Here is a 20199-nt window from a genome sequence, read left to right as displayed (position 1 = left end):
AATTCCGACACGTTCATTTCCCGACGGGTTGCTTGGAAGCCGTCTTCGGTTCACGCGATTCGACGTCGATCGTGTATGCTCGGTAGTAGGACCGGTAGCGTCCCGCCGGTCCCCCGTTAAGCACGACGCCCAGAAGCGGCAATTCGACTTCTTCGAGGCGTTGGTAAGCTTCCAAGAGCAGCGGGAGCCGACTGTTGTCGCGGATTACCGACAGCAACACGCCGTCCATGAATCGCCCGACCGCCAGCGAATCGGCCGCCGTCAAGAGAGGTGACGTATCGACGACGACGAAATCGAACTCGCGCCGCAATACCTGAAACAGACGTTCGGGATCGGAGCGGGCAATCGCTTGTAGTGCCTCGGAGTCGCAACGCCCGGCCGGGATCAGCCATAGATTCTCGCGGTCGGTTTCCCGCACGATTTCTTCCAAAGTCGCCTCGCCGCGAAGGTACTCGCTCAACCCCGGCGCCAAATCCTGTTTCAAAACGCGATGAATACGCGGACGCCGCAAATCGCCGTCGACCAGGATCGTCTTCCGGCCTGCCCGCGCAAGGCTTGCAGCAAGCTGACTTGCGACGGTCGACTTGCCCTCGCGGGCGACTCCGCTGGTCACCATGACGACTTTCAGACCGTCTTTCTTCGCGCGATGGATCAACGTCGTCCGAATGTTGTCGACCGACTCGTGTAGCACCGCGCGAATGTCGTCCGGGACCGAGCCGTTGTACGCCGGGTTCGGCAACAGGCGACGCTTGTGAACCAGCGGCAGGCTGCCCACTACGTGAATGCCGAGGTCGTACGCCAACTGGTGCGTCGAGCTGACCGGCCGCGTGAGAAAATCGTAGCCGATGAACAATCCGGCAACGCCGACAAACGCGGCCAAGCCCATAAACAAGGCGAAACGGTATTTCTTGTCGATGTTCGATTCCCGCGGACGTGTGGCGGGAATCATTTCTTGAACCCGCAGCGGCGCGTCGCGTTCCACTTCCAAACGTTGGATTTCATCGCCCAGCTTCGCAGCGATCGACTTCAGACGCTCGCGTTCGGCCCGGGCGGCTTCCAATTCGGCGGTCGATTTCCCCATCGACTCGGCTTCGTGAGCCGCTTGAAGGAACTGCTCCATTGCCACTTTCAATTCGTCTTCGAGGACGGCCTTTTCCAGTTCGGCGTCGGCGATCGACGATTCGATTTTTTCGATCGTCGTGGGAGGCGTCTCGGTGCTGCCTGTGTCGATCTGTTCGCGAGCAAAGTCCTCCAGTCGAGGACGCAATTCGGCTTCGCGCTGCTTGATGGCGGCTTCCAGCGAGGCGAGTTGCTCTTCCATCCGTCGCACGGTCAAGGACAGCTCGGGATTACGCACTCGCTGCTTTTCTTCAAACAGACGGGATTCCAACGTCGCCTTTTGGGCGACCGCCTGCACCATCCAGGGGTCTTTGGCGAGTCCCTCTTCGACGATTTGCTCGATGACGGCCGCGTCGCGCCGCTTGCGTTCTTCTTCGGAGATGTTCGGACGTTGCTGCTTCAGATAGTCGATGCGCTTCTTGAGTAGGGTGATCTTTTGATCGAGACCGCTGATCTTGCGCCGCAGTTCGTTGACGCGGGCGCGGTGGTCGGCGAGCGTCTCTAAGGCGGTGATCGCCTTTTTGCGGGCAATTTCCGAGTCGGCGCTTCCTACGGCATTCGCCAACCGTTCATATTCACGCGATTGATTGTCGATTTGCTTGAGGATTTCGGCGTGCTTTCGCCGGAGTTGTTCCAGGCGCTCCAGGGCCGTTCGGTCGTCGGCACTGGCGACCTTGGCCATGTAGGCATCTTTCACGGCGTTGACGATCACCGGCAATTGCTGAGGATCTTCGCCGGTGAGCGAGATTTCCATGATTTCGCCCGAAAAACGAACATGGATTTGCGTTCCCAGCCATCGAACCGGATCGCCCTTTTCACGGATCATCGGCAATTGGGCGACGCCGGGCTGACGGAGGGCGTCGGCGAGCACCAATTCGCTGGTAATGAGCTTTGTTTGCGTCTGGCGATGAGCCAACAGGGGATCTTCGTTCTCGGTTTCGAAAAGAATATTGGGACGTTGCAGCGACATCCGTAACCAAGCCGTTGCGGTGTACTCGGTCGGTGTCAGTTTCCAGGTGAGATATCCGACCACCAGCGCGGCTAGAGTTCCCAGAGCGAGGATCCAAGGCCACCGCCGCCGAAGCGCGAAGAGCACGTCGTTCGGGGTAGGGTGGCCCGGCAGTTCACGCAGCCCGGGTGCAGCCACGACACCGTTGCGTCGTGCGAGCGGTCGCATGGCGGCTTGCATGGGTAACTTGCCGGTAGAAAGCGGCTTTTGTTTCGATTTCACCAACGTCCCTCGTCGCCGAGACGAACCGGCATATCGCCGGAATTACTCTTCCCTATTCCCAAGCCGAATTGGAACGGCCACCTTCATCCTGTCCGTTCCGGCATTCCTCGTCAACGATCTGCTGCCGTAATCGATTCGCGGCAGCAAAACCGGAACCCCCCAATCCGCAGGATCCGGTTATACATCTGAACCTCTCCAGGGTAATGCGAGCGATAAAATGGGTCAATTGGAAAAGACAGAAAGGATCGTGCAATACACCCGTAATGGGGGGCTAAATGTCGATCGGCGCGTCATTTTCTTCCCAAACGATCAGTCGATCGAGCAATGCCGCTAACAGCCCCAGTAGCAACACGGCGATGACAGGCATGGCGTAGCCGGCCCAATCGTGGAAGACCTTTTCGGCCAGTTTTCGATCCACCTCGACCATCAAGACCGCCGTCACGGTAATTCGAAGGATGTTGACAACCAAGGCGATCGGAACGGCGGCCAACAGGAAGACCGGGATTTGCCATTTGGGTAACCGCACGATCACGACCGTGGCGACACAAAGGGCAAAAAAGACTGTGGCCATTCGCAAACCGCTGCACTGTTCGACCACGCCGAGCTTAAGCGATCCCAGGCGGATGAAGTGTCCGGCTTCGTTCGCTGCCTCGTAACCGGCCAATTGGAGAAGGTACGTCGCCCCGTCGGCGGCGAGGCCCTGCAACGGCACGAGTAGACGCTGTTCCAGGGTGTACGGCAAAGGTGCCATCAACACGAGGAAAACGGCACTCGGCCACGCCAATTGAAAACCGTCTTTCCCGAGCACCAGCAGAAAAAGCCCCAGGGCACAAGGGCCGAAAGCGTACATCTCGGGGACGTCGAGTCCTAGCCGCGCGCATGCCAGCCAATACACGAGGCTCGACACAACGAGTCCGAACCCCAAGACATGAAACGGGATGGATTCCACCTGCGACGCTCGAGGCGACGAACCTGCTTGGGCTGACGCGGTTTCGATTTTCCGGACGACCGCTGCGTGTCCGAGGACGATTGCTCCCAGCGAAAACAACCAGCCGCGAACCGACAGCCCGAGAATGCTCATCTCGGTCCAACTTCCCTTGCCGAATGCGGCACCAGTCCAGAAAAGGATGACGATCAGCGCTGCCACCCACTCAAGGGGGGTAGCAGGGGAGAGGTCGTCCCGGTTGCCATGCCGGCGCAGCCAAAGCAGCACGGCGGCCAGGCCCGCCACCAGCCCGCCATGCGAGTACTGCGGCGTATTCCAGTAACGACCGATTTCCGCCAGCACCGGCGCGTATGCCGCGATTGCGGCCAGCATCAGACCGCTCAAAATCGCGGCAGTGCCGACGGAAGAAATTCGCATTGTCGACGACGCGGAAGGCATGGACGCCCAGGAACCCTTTGAATAAGAAAAGCCGGCCGTTGCTGGCCCCTATTGCTCCACTGTGGTCGGGTTTTGATCGGTGTCAACCCGTCCGGCCGACGCTTTGAAGGACGTTCGACCCCGGTGCGGATTGCCTCTGGTGGCATGAAGTGGGCGAAACCCGGGAAGAATCGGAAAAGTTGCTGGTAAGGTTTGCCGATTATTCCGACAGCACTGGTTATGCCGGTCGTGCCGCGCCGTCGTCGATGACGGTCGAATGGCCCCTGACAGGGGATGAGGAAAACGTGTCCGGCAGGCAAGTTTCGTAATCTGCGTGGTCTGTTCAAGAAAAGCAGACTGCGTCGAGTTGTGTGTTCGGCACCAGACATGGGTTCAATCGGGGTACGCCCAACCATGATCGGCTTTCGACATCCCTTCGCCGCTTCGGTGTGTGTGGCCGTGTTGCTGGCCGCGACGGTCGGTTGTCAGGCGGTGAACTACCATCAGGCCTTCCAACAGCAGGGCACGCAGCCGCCGGCGGTGGAGCCGCCGCGGGAGCTGGCCAAGGTCTCGCTGCCGGCCTATCGTCTGGAACCGCCGGACATCGTCCAGATCGAGGTCCAGAAGATGGTCCCGTTGCCGCCGTATCGGCTGGAGGTCTACGACGTGCTCCAGATCGATGTGTTGGGGACGTTGTTGGATCAGCCGATCAACGGGTATTTCATGGTCGAGTCGGAAGGGACGATCAATCTCGGTCCGGCCTACGGCTCGGTGCGGGTGGTCGGGATGACGTTGGAGGAGGCCCGCTGGGCGATCGATGCCCACTTGCGGCAGATCCTCAAGGCGCCGGAGGTTTCGGTGCAGCTTGCGCGGGCGAGCGGTTTGCAGCCGATCACGGGGACGTACCTGGTGAGCCCCGACGGGACGATCAACTTGCGTCAGTACGGGGCGGTGTATGTGGCGGGGATGACGCTTCCCGAGGCCCGCGAGGCGATCGAGCGGCACTTGAGCCGATTCTTGGACAGTCCCGAGGTGTCGTTGGACGTGGCGGCGTACAACAGCAAGGTGTACTACGTGATCACGGCGGGGCCGGCGGAAGACGATTCGGTGGTGCGATTGCCCTGCACGGGCAACGAGACGGTACTGGACGCGATTGCCCAGGTGGGCGGCATATCGCAGGTGTCGAGCAAGAAGATCTGGGTGGCGCGTCCGTCTCCGGCGGAGAACGGATGCGAGCAGATCTTGCCGGTCGATTGGGAGGCGATCACTCGGGGCGGGGACACGTCGACGAACTACCAGTTGTTGCCGGGGGACCGGGTGTTCATCGCCCACGACGAGATGATTGCGTTCAACACGTGGGTCGACAAGATGGTGGCCCCGTTCGAGCGGATCTTCGCCTTCACCTCGCTCGGTGCATCGACCGTGCGAAACGTGAAATACGTCAACAGCGACCGCGGCCTGAGCGGGTTCTAGTCGGCAAGCAACTCGTCAACCGCCGGATCGTTTTGGGAATCGTTTTGCAGGCAGGAAAGATCGGTTGAAATGTGCCGAACCCGCATCGGCGGGCGTACAATGAACAAGTCAGGAGAGGTCGTCGCGAAGGAACGACGCCGTCGGGCTTCGAGACGTCAAAATCGGACAGGGGACGGTAGTATGCAAAAGGGAACATGGCTTGCCTGTGTAATCTCGCTGTGCGTGGCGGTTTCGACGGGGCGGGCGCAAGTTCCGGGATCGCCCGACGCAGGATTGATGGTGCAGAACGTCCAGACGGTGCAGGCGACTCCCGTAGTCCCTGGTGCCGGGGTGCCGAATGGAGCCGTGGGGCAACCAAGGCCCACCTTGCCCGCTCCCCCCGCGGCCGCCCCGCCGTTAGCGCCGGTGCAATCACCGTCGTCGATGACGAAACAAGGTTCGGCACGCAGCACAATGCCGCTACCGCCGACGGCGACTGAGGGAGGATCGAGCTTCGGTTCGTCGGCCGGCTGGGTGGCAGGCGGACCGTTTCCGGCGTATATGATGGGCTACTCGCAGGAAATGGGCGGCAGTCTACCGCGGAGTCAGCCCGTGCAGACGCAAAAGCCCTTCTCGACATACAATCGCCCGCCTTCGGTGAGTCCGTATCTGAACTTGTATCGATCGGGATCGACCAACGGTATGGGGGCGGTCGGCAATTATTACACGCTGGTGCGGCCGATGTTGAATCAGCAGCGGACGAACCAAGCAGTCACGCGCAGTTTGCAGCAACTTCAGTCGGGGGCAGCTCGTGGGGCCTCCGCCGCACCCGGCGGCTACTTCATGAACTACTACGGCTATTTCCAGGGGCTGCGGTGAGGCGGCGGGCGCGCGTTCGGGCGGCACGCCGATGCTTTCATGGGCATGTTCATCGTTTGCCGCTTCGTTGGAGCGGCTTCTTGTAGCGTGAGAGGTTTCGCGTGCACGACGACGCAACGGCGACGACGGAGCTTCCTTTGGTCGCTTTTGCCGATCGAATCTTCTTTCCTGGTGTGGATGAGATCGTTGCGTTGCCCGGCGATGTGGCAACGTGGATCGAGCCCCACGATCCGACGGTCGTGTTGGCGTGGGAAGTCGTAGGAGACGAGCCCGCCGTCGAGACACTGCCTGCACCCGGTCCTGGAGGAAGGCGACTAGCGGTTCATGCTTGCATCGGTTCTTTTCTACCGGTTAGGAGGCGCGACGTGAGTCGGCTGGGCCGCATTCGCGGTGTGCGCCGCGGGCGATTGCTCGGCGTGCGCCCCGGCGCACAAGACGTTTTCCTGGCGTCCGTCCGGTTGCTCGACGACGTGGTGAGGGCGGGCGACATGCAGGTGGTTCCCGAGTTGCGGGCGGCGCTGATCGAAGCGGTCGAAAGAATTGCGGCGAAGATCAAGGGAACCGACGACTTATTGAAAGATCTGGCGCGGGCAGAGGTTTCGCTTGGGATGCTGTGCGACATTCTGGCTTTCACCTTGCCGCTTTCTGCAGAAGACAAGATCGCCATGCTCGCCGCGGTTCGTGTGGTCGATCGCGCGGCGTACTTGAATCGCATCCTGGAGCATGCAGAAAGCGATCCGCGATTTCATGGGGCGTTGCGAGGTCGTTTCTCATCGTCGCCTTCCAACAATTGATGCGCTCGCTGCTCGCCGGATCCTACCGGCAATCTTGCCGCTTGGGCCGTGACGGCAATGCTTGCATTGCTGTCGGATCATGTCGTGGCTCGGCCCCTGCGAGTTCATCCGCGTTCGTGCTATACTGATCGCTGGTCGCAACGGGCAGCAGGGGGTCGGGGTAACGCGGCCTTGAGCGGCGACGAGGGGAGCTTGTGATGAAATGTCCGAACTGTCAGGCCGACGATGACCGCGTCATCGACTCACGTTCCGTCGAAGACGGCTATTCGATTCGGCGACGCCGGCAATGCAATTGTTGCAATCACCGCTTTACGACTTACGAGCGCGTCGAACGAACGGTCGTCAAGGTGATCAAGAAAGACGGCAGTCGCGTTCCTTTCGACCGCGGTAAGCTCAAAGCGGGGCTCGAAAAGGCCTGTTGGAAACGCCCCGTCACCGACAACCAAATCGAGCGCATCATTCGTGCCATCGAGCAGGAACTAGCCGCACGTCCCGAGCCGGAAATCCCCTCGCGAACGATCGGCGAGTTGGCCATGGAACATCTCCGACGGGTAGACGAGGTCGCGTTCGTTCGATTTGCCAGCGTCTACCGCCAGTTCAAGGATGTGCGGGATTTTGTCGACGAAGTCAAGCCGATCCTCGACGAAAAACACACCGACCGTTGAATTGCTCGCGCGGATATCGAGCCGGCTACAAAAGCCCGTACTCTTCCAGGCACGTGCGAAGCTTGGCCTCACCCGCCTCGTCCAACGGGGTCATCGGCAGGCGGAGTTCGCCGGTATCGCGACCGAGCAGTTTCATGGCGCCTTTGACGGGGATCGGGTTGGTCGCCAGCGACAAGAGCGACTTCGCCAAGGGGAACAGCTTTTTGTGCCAACGTTGGGCCTCGGCGATGTCGCCCTGCTCCCAAGCGCGAAGCATGGCGATCATGTCACTGGGGACGATGTTCCCCAGTACGGAAACGACGCCGCGTCCGCCGATCGAAAGGATCGGTAGCGTCAAGCTGTCGTCGCCGCTGAGAACCGTCAGGTCGGTGGCGGCGATGATCTGCGACGCCTGGTCGAGCGAGCCGGTGGCCTCTTTGACCATGGCGATGTTCTGGAATTCGGCGAGCCGAATGATGGTCTCGGGTTCGATGTTCTTTCCCGTTCGGCCGGGAATGTTGTACACGCAGATCGGGATGTCGACCGCCTGGGCCAAGGCGCGGTAGTGCTGGTAGAACCCCTCTTGCGTGGGCTTGTTGTAGTAGGGAGCGACCACCAGCGCCGCATCGGCGCCGACCTGGGCGGCCCAACGAGTCAGCTCCAGGGCTTCTTCCGTGCTGTTCGAGCCGGTTCCCGCCATGACTTTCGCTCGACCGGCGGCGGCCTTGATCACCGCCGAGATCACTTCGCGGTGTTCGGGATGCGACAGGGTCGGTGACTCGCCGGTCGTGCCGACGGGGCAAAGGCACGTCGTACCCGCGGCAATCTGGAACTCGACCTGTTCTTCAAGCCGGGCGTAATCGACCTTGCCGTCTTTGAACGGTGTGATCAGGGCAACCGACAGACCGGCAAATTGTTCGGCTCTCGTCGTCATCGTGTTTCGCCTTGCATCTTTCGAACCTCGCGACCGATCGTGGCACGTCGAATGACGATCGGTTCCGTCGGAACTGGAAGTCGGCACCGATCGGGGCCGAGAAACCGATATTCTGCACCAAAAAGCGCGCCGATGGAATATCCGGCCGGTTCGCCGCAGGTCGATCCGAGGGCTCCCGCTATGTGCGGCGGTCCAATTGCATCCAATCGGGAATTCGCCGCAAGTTTCCCTGGCGGTCGACGATCGCCATTACGATATGCCCTTGGTAGAGCAATTCGTCGCCTCGGTAGATCAGGTACTCGTGTTCGATCTTGGCGGCCGTTACCCGTTTGACGATCGTTTTCTGGCGAAGAACGTCATCGTATCGGGCGGGCTTCAGGTATCGACATTCCGCCCTCACGACAACCACCAGAAGCCCTTCCTCTTCCATTTTCCGGTAGCTGCCCCCCGACGCCCGCAACAGTTCGGTGCGCCCCATTTCGAAGTAGACAAACACCCTGCTGTGGTGCAGGAATCCCATCGGGTCACACTCGGGATAGCGAACGCGGATTTCGATTTCGTGTTCGGTCAACATGGCTGTACATGCGTGTGTTCGATCGGGAAAAAGCGACGGACACCGACTATTGTGTCGGCGCGTTCGTCTATCGTAACGAGCGATCCGGTTCGCCCATAGGGTAGCCGCAAGACTGGGGCATGTTACGATGAAACGCAGGTGTTGCCCGGAAAGCAAGGCGATCGCTCGAATGGGCACCGGCGATCGCGCAAGTTACGTGTTCTGCAACAAATCGAGTGAACGTGATTCGAAACGGTTCCGAGCAAGGTTCGTCCGAAGTCGTCGCGTATGCACCGCTCCGGTTGGGGCGCGTCGACATCGATTTTCCTTTTGCGCTGGCTGCGTTGAGCGGATATAGCGACTGGCCGATGCGCGTGCTTGCCCGGCGGTTCGGTGCGGGGTTCACGTTCGCCGAGGTCATGCTCGACCGGTTCGTGTTGAGTGTCAGTCGGGGGCGAAAGGCAACCCGCTATTTGCGTGTCTCGGACGAAGACCGGCCTGCCGCGGCGCAATTGATGGGGAGCGAGCCCGACGAGTTCGCCCAGGCGGCCCGCGTGTTGTTGGGTGCGGGGTTCGATTGGATCGACTTGAACTTCGGGTGTCCCGTCCGCAAGGTCGTCGGAAAGTGTCGCGGCGGATGGTACCTAGGCAATCCCAACGCCGCCCTCGAGGTGATCGATCGTGTTCAGGAAGTCTTGCCGCCCGATGTGGCATTGACGGTCAAGATGCGCCGCGGAGTGGATGATTCAACAGCGAGCCGAGACGCATTCTTTCAAATTCTCGAAGGTGCCTTCGCACGCGGCGTCAATGCCGTGACGGTTCACGGTCGGACGGTCGAACAGCGATACGACGGTCTCAGCGATTGGAATTTCTTGCGGCAGGTGAAAGCGCATGCGGGCAACCGATTGATTTTCGGGTCGGGCGACCTGTTCACCGCCGAGGCCTGTTTTCGGATGATACGAGAGACCGGCGTCGATGCCGTCACCGTGGCGCGGGGGGCGATCGGCAATCCGTGGATTTTCGCCCGTCTGCGGGCCATGGCCGAACGACGTCCGTTGCCGCCGTTGCCGACCGTTCGGGAGCAACGCGAGGTTTTGGACGAACACTTGCGGTTGTCGTTGGAAACGTACGGCGAGAAGCTGGGATTGCGGACCGTGCGCAATCACGCGATCAAGTACGCGCGATTACATCCACGGTATTTGGAGGTGCGTAACGCGTTCGTTCGGGTCAAACGATTGGTCGATTGGCACGCCGTCCTGGATCAATTCTATCGGGACGATGCACCCGGTCGCGATCCCGTGCCCGACATGACCTGACCGGGCCTCGAAGTTCAGCGCCGCCTTCCCAGAATGTCCCAAGCACGCACGATGGAAATGCCGCGCGTGCGCATCTCGTCGATCGCAGCGTCCGCATCGCCGGGGTGAAGGTCGACACCGCGCGACGCATCGGCGATCACGAACGTCTTCCAGCCCAGTTCGGCGGCGTCGAGGGCGGTGAATTTCACGCAATAGTCGGTTGCCAACCCGCAGACGTAGACTTCCTCGACTTCCCGTTCGCGCAGGAACGCTTCGAGACCGGTGGCGCGACGCCGACCGTTGTCGAAAAAACCGCTATAACTGTCGATTTCGCGGTCGATGCCTTTTTGGAACACCCGCGCAATGGGCTGTGTGTCGAGGGCGGGGTGAAACTCGGCTCCTTTGGTATGTTGTATGCAATGCGGCGGCCAAAGGATTTGGGAAAGCCCGCCGAGCTCGACGACGTCCCCCGGCTTTTTGCCGGGATGTTGCGTGAAAAAACTGCCGTGATCGGCAGGATGCCAGTCCTGCGTGGCCGCTACCAGGTCGAAACACGGTATGAGACGATTGACCAAGGGGACGATTTGATCCCCTTCGGGGACGGGCAATGCCCCACCGGGACAAAAGTCGTTCTGAATGTCAACTAAGATAAGTGCTCGCATGGTCCATCGGTCGAGTGTTCGACCGCTACGCAGGTCGGCATGGATTCCGCCACATCGGTTGCCATGATGGCGGCAGACGCCGGCGTTGTCAATTGAGCCGTCCGCTGAGAAGACGAGCGAGAGGGCAATCGGCGGAATCCCCCGCTTGGGCGGTGACAATCAAGCGTCGGAGGACAAAGTATTATTGACCCAGACAGGCAAAATAGGTAAATTTCCGTGCAGGAAGTTTTTGCGCAACAAGAACTTGCGACATAAACTCGCCGGTTTGAATTCCTACCAACGAGGCGGGGGCGGTCGGATTGCAGCCTTCACACGCCGCGAGACGGAGACGCGGGGTTTCAGGTAGTGCGACAGCCCTCAGTCCTTCGGTCGGTTTTCGGCCGACGGTGTCTCCTCTTCTCCGGAAGACCCCTTAGGAATCCCACAATGAGTGTCCTGGAACAGATTCTCGATATCGGCACCGATGTGTTCGCCGTGGTCGGCCAGGCGGTCGAACGGTCGATCAGGGCCGTCTTCGGTTCGGCGAATGCTCGATATATCAAGCGATTGCAGCCTAAAGTCCAGGCCATCAACGACCTGGAACCGAAATATCAGCAGATGACCGACGCCGAGCTGCGCGAGCAGACGGCGAAGTTTCGCGAACGGTTGGCAGCCGGCGAAACGCTCGACGATTTGTTGATCGAGGCGTTCGCCGTCTGTCGCGAGGCGGGACGCCGTGTGCTCGGCATGCGGCATTACGATGTCCAATTGATGGGGGGAATGGTCCTGCACAGCGGCAATATCGCCGAGATGGTCACCGGTGAAGGTAAAACGCTGGTGGCCACCCTTCCGGCGTATTTGAACGCGCTCGAGGGCAAGGGCGTGCATGTCGTCACCGTGAACGACTATCTTGCCCGCCGCGACATGGAATGGATGGGGCCGTTGTACATGTTCTTGGGGCTGACCGTCGGCGCCATCCAGCACGATATGAAGGCCTCCGAGCGACAAAAGGCCTATTCCTGCGACATCACTTACGGGACGAACAACGAGTTCGGATTCGACTATTTGCGCGACAATATGCGCCCGGCGGCCAAAGGCGACCCGCGATTTCCCGTCGAATACCAACAGGTGCAAGGACCGCTTCATTACGCGATCATCGACGAAGTCGACAACATTTTGATCGACGAGGCGCGCACGCCGTTGATCATTTCCGGGCCGGCTCACGACGATGTCAGCCGGTATCGACGGGCCGACCAGATTGCGCGGCAGTTGATTCGCGATGTCCATTTCGAGGTCAATGAAAAAGACCGCACGTGCCATTTGACCGATGAAGGTATCCGGAAGGCCGAGCAACTGGCGGGTGTCGAAAGTTTTTATACGGTCGGCAACATGGAGTGGCCGCACCTGATCGACAACGCCTTGAAGGCCCATCATCTGTACAAGCGCGATGTGAATTATGTCGTCGAAAACGGCGAGGTGATCATCGTCGATGAATTCACCGGGCGTTTGATGAAAGGGCGTCAATGGTCCGACGGATTGCACCAGGCGGTCGAGGCGAAGGAAGGCGTTCGCATCAAAGAAGAAAACCAGACGCTCGCCACGATCACGATCCAGAACTATTTCAAGCTCTATGACAAGATCTGCGGCATGACCGGTACGGCCATGACCGAGGCCAACGAGTTCTGGAAGATCTACCAACTGGACGTGATCGCCATTCCGACGAACCGGCCCTTGCAGCGAATCAACTATCCCGATTCGATTTACCGAACGGAGCGGGAAAAGTACAAGGCGATCCTCGACGAGATCGAACGCATTCACAAGTGGGATACGATCTTCTACTCGCGCCACGAAGACGAGTACGACATCGGTGATATCAAAGAAGAGACCGAGGATCGTGTGATTTTCATTCCCAAGGGGAGCAAGGAACGGGTCATCATCCCGAAAGAGAAGATCTATCGCATCGAGCGGCGAGGACGTCCCGTCTTGGTGGGGACGGTGTCCGTCGAGAAGAGCGAATATCTTTCCGAAATGCTCAGTCGGCGCGGGATCAAACACCAGGTGCTCAATGCGAAGCACCACGCCCGCGAGGCCGAAATCGTCGCTCAGGCGGGGCGTAAAGGGGCGGTCACGATCGCCACGAACATGGCCGGCCGCGGTACCGACATCATTCTCGGCGGTAACCCCGAGGCGATGGCTTGGGCCATTTTGCAACACAAGTATCCCACCCGCCTCGACGTGCCCCAAGAGGAATGGGATGCGCTGGTCAACGAGATCGAGAAAAAGGAGCAGACCAAGGCCGAAGGCCGGGAAGTGGCCGCCTTGGGCGGACTGCACGTGATCGGCACCGAACGACACGAGGCCCGCCGCATCGACAACCAGTTGCGGGGCCGTTGCGGTCGTCAGGGCGATCCGGGAAGCAGCCGGTTCTTCGTGTCGCTCGAAGACGACTTGATGCGCATCTTCGGCGGCGATTGGGTCAAGAACTGGCTTACCCGCCTCGGCATGGAGGAAGGCCAGGCGATCGTCAGTCGGATGGTGACGCGTCGTATCGAGGGAGCTCAAAAGAAGGTCGAAGAACGCAACTTCGAGATTCGAAAAAACTTGCTCGAATACGACGAGGTCATGGACGAGCAGCGGAAGCGGGTGTACGGTTTCCGGCAAGAGATCCTCGAGGGGACCGATACCCGCGCCCGTATCATCGAGATGATCGATCGTCAGATCGATGTCTATGTGGATCGCTTCCTCGACCGGAATTACGGGATCGAAACGTTTGCGGAGTGGATCGGGCAGAAGCTTTCCTTTTCGTTCGAGCCGAAAGAATTTCGTGGGATGGACTTCGAAACGGCGACGGCTCACGCGGTCGATCAGGCCGAACGCCGCGTCGAGACCGAAGTGTTCGACTTGCTCGAGGAGAATCTGCCCGAAGAAGCCGACCCCAGTGAGTGGAACTGGGGGGCGTTGGTCAAGACGTTGGCCACACGCTGGGATGTGGGCGTGCGCGATCGGGACCTGAAAAAGATCCCCCGCGACGAACTCAACGAGTATCTCATCGAAAAGGTTCAAGAGGCGATCCGCAAGATCGATCTCTCTGACGGAGAACGCCTGCTCGACCCGAATTTCGGAAGACTTTCGGCGATTGCGTGGATTCACCGCAAGTTCGGCGTGGTTGTCGACTTGAAGGAGTTTGAAGACAAAGAGCCCGCGGAGATCCGCGAATACGTCAAGCAGCTTGCACGCGATACGTATCGGCAAAAAGAGATTGAATTTCCCGTGCGTGCGGGCTTTACCCACTTTTCTGCCCGCGATGCGGCGGGCCATCGTCGCTACGACCGAGAAGGCATTGCGCAATGGGCTGCAAGTCGATTCGGGGTCGAGCTGACGGCCGAAGACCTGAAGACCAAGCCCGGCCAAGAGATTTGGGATTTGCTGGTCGAAGCCAGCCGTCGTTCGTTCGAAGAAGGGGAGAGAGAGCGGGAAAACAACCTCGCGTTGCTCGATGAGCTGTTCGACGATGATGCGGACGATACTCCGCTTGTCGGCCATGTCGCCAAAGAGCGGCTTGTACGGCGGTTGAAGGATTTGGGGACTTCCGTCGAACCGGAACGACTGGAGAAAGTCACGCGTGCACAGGTCGAGCGGCTGCTGCGCGACGCGTTGAACGACAAATACTTTCCCGAAGTCCGCAAGATGGAACGGTACGTCCTCTTGCAGATTCTCGATTCCGCCTGGAAAGAACACCTGTTGGTGATGGACCACCTGCGAAGCTCGGTTTCGTTGCGGGGGTACGCCCAGGTCGATCCTAAGGTCGAATACAAGCGGGAAGGGATGCGGATCTTCAATCAAATGTGGGATTCGGTCGGCGAGCGAACGACCGACATCGTCTTCCGCATCGAACACCTGGACGATCGTTTCGTGGGGTCGATGTGGACGCAAGCCCGCGAAATCAAGGAAGAAGCCACTCCCGGTTCGGCCATCGCCGCGCAACAGCAGGCGGCCATCGAAGGTTCCCAGAGCCAGGAAAAGGCCAAGCCGTATCGGAAACGCGAGCCGCGGGTCGGGCGGAACGATCCGTGTCCCTGCGGCAGTGGAAAAAAATACAAGAATTGCTGCATGAAAAAACGCGGCGTGGCATGACCTTGATGCCGGTCGCGCAACGGGGAAAGGATGCCCGATGGCGACGTTGCTCGACGTTGTCTACCTCGGCTTGATAGCGGTTTTGTCGCCGTACCTGGCGTGGTCGGCGTGGCGCAAGGGAAAGTACCGCGAAGGATACGCCGAGAAACTCTTCGGCCTGGTTCCGCGGCGCGGGGGCGATCGCCCGTGCGTGTGGTTTCACGCCGTAAGCGTGGGCGAAGTCAACTTGTTGCCGCGATTGGTGGCCCGCTGGCGGGAACGGCATCCCGATTGGGACGTGGTTGTTTCGACGACCACGAAGACCGGCATGGAGTTGGCACGCCGTCGCTTTCCCGAGTGTACGGTGTTTTATTGTCCGCTCGATTTTTCGTGGGCCGTACGACGCGCCGTGCGCCGCGTTCGTCCGCATTTGCTCGTGCTGACCGAACTGGAGATTTGGCCCAACCTGATCCGCACCGCCAAGCGGCAGGGCGTACGTGTCGCCGTCATCAACGGGCGGCTGGGCGAGAAGAGTTTCCGTGGATACAGGCGACTGCGGTTCTTGCTGCGTCATGTCTTCGGCGTGCTCGATATGGTCGCGGCGCAGGACGGCGCCTCGGCCCGGCGATTCGTTGCGATGGGGACGCCGTCGTGGGCCGTCCGCGTGACGGGATCGATGAAATACGACGGCGCCGAAACGTCCCGTGACAATCCGAAGACGGTCGCCTTGCGGCGTCTGGCAGGGATCGAAGACGACGATATCATTTTCCTTGCCGGCAGCACGCAAGAAGGCGAAGAGGCCGTCGTCCTCGAGGTGTTCTCCCGCTTGGCGGAGCGCTTTCCCAAGTTGCGGCTGATTCTCGTTCCCCGACATCCCGAACGATTCGACAGCGTGGCCGAATTGATTGCCGCGACGCCGTTCCGTTGGATTCGCCGCTCGTCCTTGGAAGATGGGGGACCGCGAGACTGGCGAATCATGCTGGTCGACACGATCGGCGAATTGGGCGCTTGGTGGGGGACCGCCCGGTTGGCGTTCGTCGGAGGAAGCTTGGGGAACCGCGGTGGGCAAAACATGATCGAACCGGCCGCCTACGGCGCGGCCGTGTGCTACGGCCCGAACACCTGGAACTTTCGCGACATCACGACACACATGGCCGAGGCGAAAGCGGCGATCGTCGTCGACGGGGCGGACACTCTGGAACACTTTCTCGTGCGCTGTCTCGAAGAGCCCCGATACGCCGACGAGTTGGGCCGCCGCGCACGCGAACTGGTCGTCAAGCATCGCGGGGCGGTCGATCGCACGCTGGACCTGCTGGACTTGCTTCCGGACGCCTTGCAACCTTTGAATTGTCCCGCTTCGCCGAAAGCGTTGCGTGCCGGCGCGACGCGATCGGCCGACAAGAAGCTGCGACGCCCCGCTTGAGCCGGTGTGTGTCGTTGCCTTCTGCGATCCGAGGAAGCGGAGCTTACTCGGCGGTTTCTTGCGAGGGTGATTCGGCGGCTTCCGGCACGGAGGGGGCCGGAGTTTCGGGTGCCCCGCTTGCTGCCTTCGGTTGCGCCGCCGTCAGGATCAACGTGACGGGGGTTCCCAATGGAGGAATCCGCTCGGTAAAGGCTTCGAACAACAACGCTTCGTTCGACGAGGTGCTTTCGACGGGAAGGTCGAGGACCGAGGCGGGAAAATTCGACACGCAGATCAGCTCGCCCGTGGAATCGGCGTAGTAGTACTTCTTGCCGGTTTCTTCGTCTTCCAAAAACTGGCTGCCGGTGAATACCCAGGGATAATCCATCGCCGTTCCGTCGGAAGTTCGTCGTACCCAGTCTTGCGCACGGGCGCGTCGAATGGTGCCGTCTTCATCCTTCCAGACGACTTCGATCTCGACCTCCGGGCCCTCGGCCGGAACATATTCGGGGTAGAACTGCACCGGGTGTCCCGGCTCCAAACCGATCGCCAGCAGCCCTGCGTGGACCAAGAATGCCTTGGCGTCGATGGTGACGATCGATTCGTGCTCTTTCGATTGACGCAAACAGGCGAACAATTCGAGCGGGGCCTGACGCTGGCAAATCGTTCCCATCATGACGACTGCCTTTTTTTCGGGATCGACCCATACCGGATAGGTCGGGTCGAGACGCTGCAATCGACCAGGATCGTCGACCAGCGGCGGGCCGAGGTCGACGGGCTTCTCTTCGACCGGTTCCGGTTTGGGAGCCTCGTCGATAGGCAAAACGGCCTCGGCCCCGGCCAGCGACCGATCCCCACGCTCGATGTTCGATCGAACTTGCCACGTTCCGGCGGTCGTCGCATGAAACACGATCGTCAGCGTCGTTTGACCGCCGGGATCGAGTCGTGGGATGGTTTGCTCGAGTTTCGCGTCGGTGATCGTATCCCGCAGGCCGAAAAAGAGTGTCGATCGCAATCGTGCATCGTCGATCGCCGTATCGCTTTCATTGATGATCGTCCAGGTGATCGGGATGTCGTCGCCTTCCTCGGCTTGTTCCGGTACGTCGAGTACCAGGCGAATCCCAGTCGATTCGCCCGCGTTGGTTTCGGCTGAAGCGCCGTTTTGCCTAGTTGCCGAAGGCGCATCGGGCCCGGCCGCGGAAGGAGCGGTCGACGAGGAAATCGAACGCCCCGTCCCGGTCGCGGCAGAGGACGTATCGGAAGGGGCCGCAGGCGGATTGCTCGGCTGGGGACACCCGGTAAGCAGCACGAGTACGACAGCCGCCGAGAGAAGCGTCAGCGCCGAAGTATTTTTCGAACACCGAGCACCGATCGCGAGAATCTTCATGGTGATCCGTTCCTTATTTCCGTCTTGTCGGAAAAGATTCGCGCCGGGGACCTCCGCCGCCGGTTGCAAGTCTGAGGCGATCCGGCATGATTAGAAGTTGGCGTTGCGAATCATGGTCCGTGGTGTGGGGAACGCGGAAAGCCGAACCGGGCACCGACTATCCGGGGTACGGTCCTCTCATTCGGCGACCTCCCCATTGTCACTTCGGATTGTCGACCCATTATAGGAGGGGCGGGGTTCGATTCGCCAGCGTACGCCCATCGAGGCGGCAGGTGGAAGTTGCCGGCACCCTTGGGGATTGACTGGAAATCCATAACCGATCCGACGGTATTCATCTCATGACCGTGTTGAATTCAAGGCGGACGTTCGGAGAAGTGTCTGACGAAGCGCTGGATTTGCTTTGTTCCCTTTTCGGCACGCCGAAACACGAAGACCCTGCCGAAGTGTGTCGTCTCGTAGGGGAACGCTGGAATCCGGCGAAGCTGCGGGCGGCCGCGCGGAAGCATCCGTTCGCCTTGCCGGTCGACGATCCGGTTGCCGGGCGAACCACGTTATGGTTCTTGCCCGGACGAGCGAAGTGTCCGGTCGAGGGTATTCCTGAGATTGACGGCTGTGCAAAAGAAGGCTCGGCGACCGGGTATCGCGCGGTCCGAACGGCCCTCTACCGCATGTTGTGGGAAGACGAGACACCGACACCGGTGAGCCTGGGAATCTTGGCGGCGATGGCCGATCGCGCGTGGAAAGTCCGCGACGTGCCTCTGGCGGTGACGAATTCGGCCGCCTGGCTACACGTCGAGCTGCCCGCCTTGTTGTTATCGACGGGCGCCGAATTCGGCGACGAAGACGGCGATTTGTTGCTCGAAACCGCCTGTTCGCAAATCGATGCCTTGTTCGATGGAAAACGCAAGCTCCTTCCGCAAGCATTTACCGAGGCGGTCGATTTGCTTGCCGCTTGGGGGCGCATTCTGCTGTTGGGCGAAGCGATCGGGGCGAACAAGAAAACGCGGCGTAAATTGGCCGCCCGCATCGCGCGTTATCGTAACGCGTTACATGCGACTGCAATGGGGGCCACGCGGCCCCCGTTCGTCGATTTGTCTCGCCGACGATGGCAGATGCTTGGCGACTGGCTCGACGACCTGGCGGATGGGGCGGGCAGCGTCGGAAAAAGCGGCAAAGCCGAGAAGCCGCTCAGGCGAAAGGCCGTCTCGTGGGAAGATTTGGGAGTCACGATCGTCGGATCGCCGTCGGGTTCGCCGATCAGGGCTTCGTGGGTGTTTCCCGGCTCGCGTACGGAATTCGAATTGACGATCGACGACCGAATCTTTTTCCAAGGGCCTTGGCACATCGAATTGTCGAAAGACGGAGCCCCCGTCTTGCCGGAGGGCGAATGGGAAGAAGTGTGCCGATTTGCCGAAGACGGATTGGAATATCAGGAATTGGAACTCGCATGCACCGAGGCGACACATATCCAGCGGCATATCGCCGTCGACTTGCGCGACGGCGTCTTCCTGCTGGCCGATGCCGTGTTGTCCTCAGAAGAGGGCGATTGGGATTATCGTAGCTCGCTTTGCTTGGCCGATGCGAAGCGTCCTGCGGTACGCGCGTCGAAGAAACATCGGGAACTATTCCTACGGCGCGGCGACGGCGAGTTGGTCATCTTGCCGTTGGCCTTGAACGAATGGCGAATCGAGTCGAACGACATCCCGATCCAAGGGGCATGTGACGTGCGCGATCGGCAACTGGTATTGCATCAGCGCGCCCGCGGGAAACGAATGTTCGCACCGATTTTCGGTGCTTGGAAACACGGCTCGTGGCGGGGTGTTTCCCTTACGTGGCGAACCTTGACGGTCGCCGAACGGTTGTCGGCACTCCCCGCAGACCGCGCGGTCGGATATCGTGTGCAACTGGGGGACCGCCAATGGTTGTTGTACCGGTCGCTCGATGCGCCCGCGAATCGTACCGTGCTGGGGCACAACCTCGTTTCTGAGACACTGTTTGCTCGCTTCCATCGCGACGGCGGTGTCGAAGAACGGTTGGAAGTCGAGCCAAGTTGAAGTTTCTCCCTCATTGGGAGGTGGGGGGATGCGGGTTCCCGGTTGCCCAAACAAGGGGGTTGTTGTGCCCTGGCCGGTTAGGCTATTCTGCCTGTACCGTAGCGGCCAAGGTAGCGACGGCACTACGCGATGGGCTAGACTCGGCAACCTCCTCTTGTCAATAACTCTTCTCGAACGAACGGAAGCGTTTGAGAGGGAACCTCAAACAATTATCGTCAAGCGTCTTCTCGAATTGATTATGGAAGGGCAAGATCATGGGGCCTAGCGCTGCCTCTGAACGCGGAGAAGCGGGTGCCGGTCGATCTGTGGCTAAGAACAAGAAGGCCTCGCGAATTCGA

14 protein-coding genes are annotated in these 20199 nt (G+C 60.2%); 8 read left to right on the top strand and 6 right to left on the bottom strand.

Annotation, left to right across the window (positions count from 1 at the left end; genetic code table 11):
* Positions 1 to 13 precede the first annotated feature (13 nt).
* Both ACYQ2I_RS14615 and ACYQ2I_RS14610 read right to left on the bottom strand, forming a co-directional pair.
* A complete protein-coding gene (locus tag ACYQ2I_RS14615) occupies positions 14 to 2350 on the bottom strand; it encodes a polysaccharide biosynthesis tyrosine autokinase (RefSeq protein ID WP_460167762.1) in 2337 nt (778 codons plus the stop codon).
* A 271-nt stretch (positions 2351 to 2621) separates the two neighbouring features.
* Positions 2622 to 3668 carry an exosortase/archaeosortase family protein gene (locus ACYQ2I_RS14610; RefSeq protein ID WP_460167761.1) on the bottom strand — a complete coding sequence of 349 codons (1047 nt, stop codon included), beginning with the start codon at positions 3666 to 3668 and terminating at the stop codon, positions 2622 to 2624.
* A 459-nt stretch (positions 3669 to 4127) separates the two neighbouring features.
* Between ACYQ2I_RS14610 and ACYQ2I_RS14605 the strand changes: the two genes are divergently transcribed.
* The 4 genes from ACYQ2I_RS14605 to nrdR all read left to right on the top strand — a co-directional run bounded on the left by ACYQ2I_RS14605 (position 4128) and on the right by nrdR (position 7503).
* Positions 4128 to 5186, top strand: a complete 1059-nt coding sequence (locus ACYQ2I_RS14605) for a polysaccharide biosynthesis/export family protein (RefSeq protein ID WP_460167760.1) — start codon at positions 4128 to 4130, stop codon at positions 5184 to 5186.
* Between the two features lie 180 nt (positions 5187 to 5366).
* Entirely contained in the window at positions 5367 to 6044 is a 678-nt protein-coding gene (locus tag ACYQ2I_RS14600; protein ID WP_460167759.1) for a hypothetical protein, read from the top strand.
* Positions 6045 to 6145: 101 nt separating this feature from the next.
* Entirely contained in the window at positions 6146 to 6838 is a 693-nt protein-coding gene (locus tag ACYQ2I_RS14595; RefSeq protein WP_460167758.1) for an LON peptidase substrate-binding domain-containing protein, read from the top strand.
* Between the two features lie 197 nt (positions 6839 to 7035).
* A complete protein-coding gene (gene nrdR / locus ACYQ2I_RS14590; RefSeq protein WP_460167757.1) occupies positions 7036 to 7503 on the top strand; it encodes a transcriptional regulator NrdR in 468 nt (155 codons plus the stop codon).
* A gap of 25 nt (positions 7504 to 7528) precedes the next feature.
* Here the strand turns inward: nrdR and dapA are convergent, their stop codons facing one another.
* Both dapA and ACYQ2I_RS14580 read right to left on the bottom strand, forming a co-directional pair.
* On the bottom strand, positions 7529 to 8416 hold the full coding sequence (dapA, locus tag ACYQ2I_RS14585) for a 4-hydroxy-tetrahydrodipicolinate synthase (RefSeq protein WP_460167756.1): 888 nt from the start codon (positions 8414 to 8416) through the stop codon (positions 7529 to 7531).
* Positions 8417 to 8594: 178 nt separating this feature from the next.
* Positions 8595 to 8990, bottom strand: coding sequence for an acyl-CoA thioesterase (locus ACYQ2I_RS14580; protein ID WP_460167755.1), 396 nt, complete (start codon positions 8988 to 8990; stop codon positions 8595 to 8597).
* Between the two features lie 221 nt (positions 8991 to 9211).
* Here ACYQ2I_RS14580 and ACYQ2I_RS14575 point away from each other — a divergent pair, with 221 nt between their 5' ends.
* The gene (locus ACYQ2I_RS14575; RefSeq protein ID WP_460167754.1) at positions 9212 to 10285 is read left to right on the top strand and encodes a tRNA dihydrouridine synthase; all 1074 of its coding nucleotides are present in this window, start codon (positions 9212 to 9214) and stop codon (positions 10283 to 10285) included.
* Positions 10286 to 10299: 14 nt separating this feature from the next.
* Here the strand turns inward: ACYQ2I_RS14575 and pncA are convergent, their stop codons facing one another.
* Complete coding sequence (pncA, locus tag ACYQ2I_RS14570; protein ID WP_460167753.1) at positions 10300 to 10926, bottom strand: bifunctional nicotinamidase/pyrazinamidase; 627 nt, start codon at positions 10924 to 10926, stop codon at positions 10300 to 10302.
* Positions 10927 to 11352: 426 nt separating this feature from the next.
* On the opposite strand from pncA, the gene secA reads away from it, so the two are divergent.
* Positions 11353 to 15039: a preprotein translocase subunit SecA gene (gene secA / locus ACYQ2I_RS14565; protein WP_460167752.1), complete on the top strand. Its 3687-nt coding sequence runs from the start codon at positions 11353 to 11355 to the stop codon at positions 15037 to 15039.
* 37 nt (positions 15040 to 15076) lie between these two features.
* Positions 15077 to 16441, top strand: coding sequence for a 3-deoxy-D-manno-octulosonic acid transferase (locus ACYQ2I_RS14560; protein ID WP_460167751.1), 1365 nt, complete (start codon positions 15077 to 15079; stop codon positions 16439 to 16441).
* Positions 16442 to 16484: 43 nt separating this feature from the next.
* On the opposite strand, the gene ACYQ2I_RS14555 is transcribed toward ACYQ2I_RS14560, so the two are convergent.
* Positions 16485 to 17807, bottom strand: coding sequence for a YdjY domain-containing protein (locus ACYQ2I_RS14555; RefSeq protein ID WP_460167750.1), 1323 nt, complete (start codon positions 17805 to 17807; stop codon positions 16485 to 16487).
* Positions 17808 to 18145: 338 nt separating this feature from the next.
* Here ACYQ2I_RS14555 and ACYQ2I_RS14550 point away from each other — a divergent pair, with 338 nt between their 5' ends.
* Positions 18146 to 19861: a hypothetical protein gene (locus ACYQ2I_RS14550; protein ID WP_460167749.1), complete on the top strand. Its 1716-nt coding sequence runs from the start codon at positions 18146 to 18148 to the stop codon at positions 19859 to 19861.
* The last annotated feature ends 338 nt before the right edge of the window (positions 19862 to 20199 follow it).

The sequence above is a fragment of the Thermostilla marina genome (assembly GCF_054657455.1).
Note: the sequence above shows the minus strand (reverse complement) of the source record. Positions and strands in the feature narration are given on the sequence as shown.

Bases quoted from the DNA above. Each gene is read 5' to 3' on its own strand.
- ACYQ2I_RS14610 (WP_460167761.1), bottom strand. From the start codon at position 3,668: ATGCTGGCCGCAATCGCGGCATACGCGCCGGTGCTGGCGGAAATCGGT.
- ACYQ2I_RS14605 (WP_460167760.1), top strand. From the start codon at position 4,128: ATGATCGGCTTTCGACATCCCTTCGCCGCTTCGGTGTGTGTGGCCGTG.
- ACYQ2I_RS14600 (WP_460167759.1), top strand. From the start codon at position 5,367: ATGCAAAAGGGAACATGGCTTGCCTGTGTAATCTCGCTGTGCGTGGCG.
- nrdR (WP_460167757.1), top strand. From the start codon at position 7,036: ATGAAATGTCCGAACTGTCAGGCCGACGATGACCGCGTCATCGACTCA.
- dapA (WP_460167756.1), bottom strand. From the start codon at position 8,416: ATGACGACGAGAGCCGAACAATTTGCCGGTCTGTCGGTTGCCCTGATC.
- ACYQ2I_RS14580 (WP_460167755.1), bottom strand. From the start codon at position 8,990: ATGTTGACCGAACACGAAATCGAAATCCGCGTTCGCTATCCCGAGTGT.
- pncA (WP_460167753.1), bottom strand. From the start codon at position 10,926: ATGCGAGCACTTATCTTAGTTGACATTCAGAACGACTTTTGTCCCGGT.
- secA (WP_460167752.1), top strand. From the start codon at position 11,353: ATGAGTGTCCTGGAACAGATTCTCGATATCGGCACCGATGTGTTCGCC.
- ACYQ2I_RS14560 (WP_460167751.1), top strand. From the start codon at position 15,077: ATGGCGACGTTGCTCGACGTTGTCTACCTCGGCTTGATAGCGGTTTTG.
- ACYQ2I_RS14555 (WP_460167750.1), bottom strand. From the start codon at position 17,807: ATGAAGATTCTCGCGATCGGTGCTCGGTGTTCGAAAAATACTTCGGCG.
- ACYQ2I_RS14550 (WP_460167749.1), top strand. From the start codon at position 18,146: ATGACCGTGTTGAATTCAAGGCGGACGTTCGGAGAAGTGTCTGACGAA.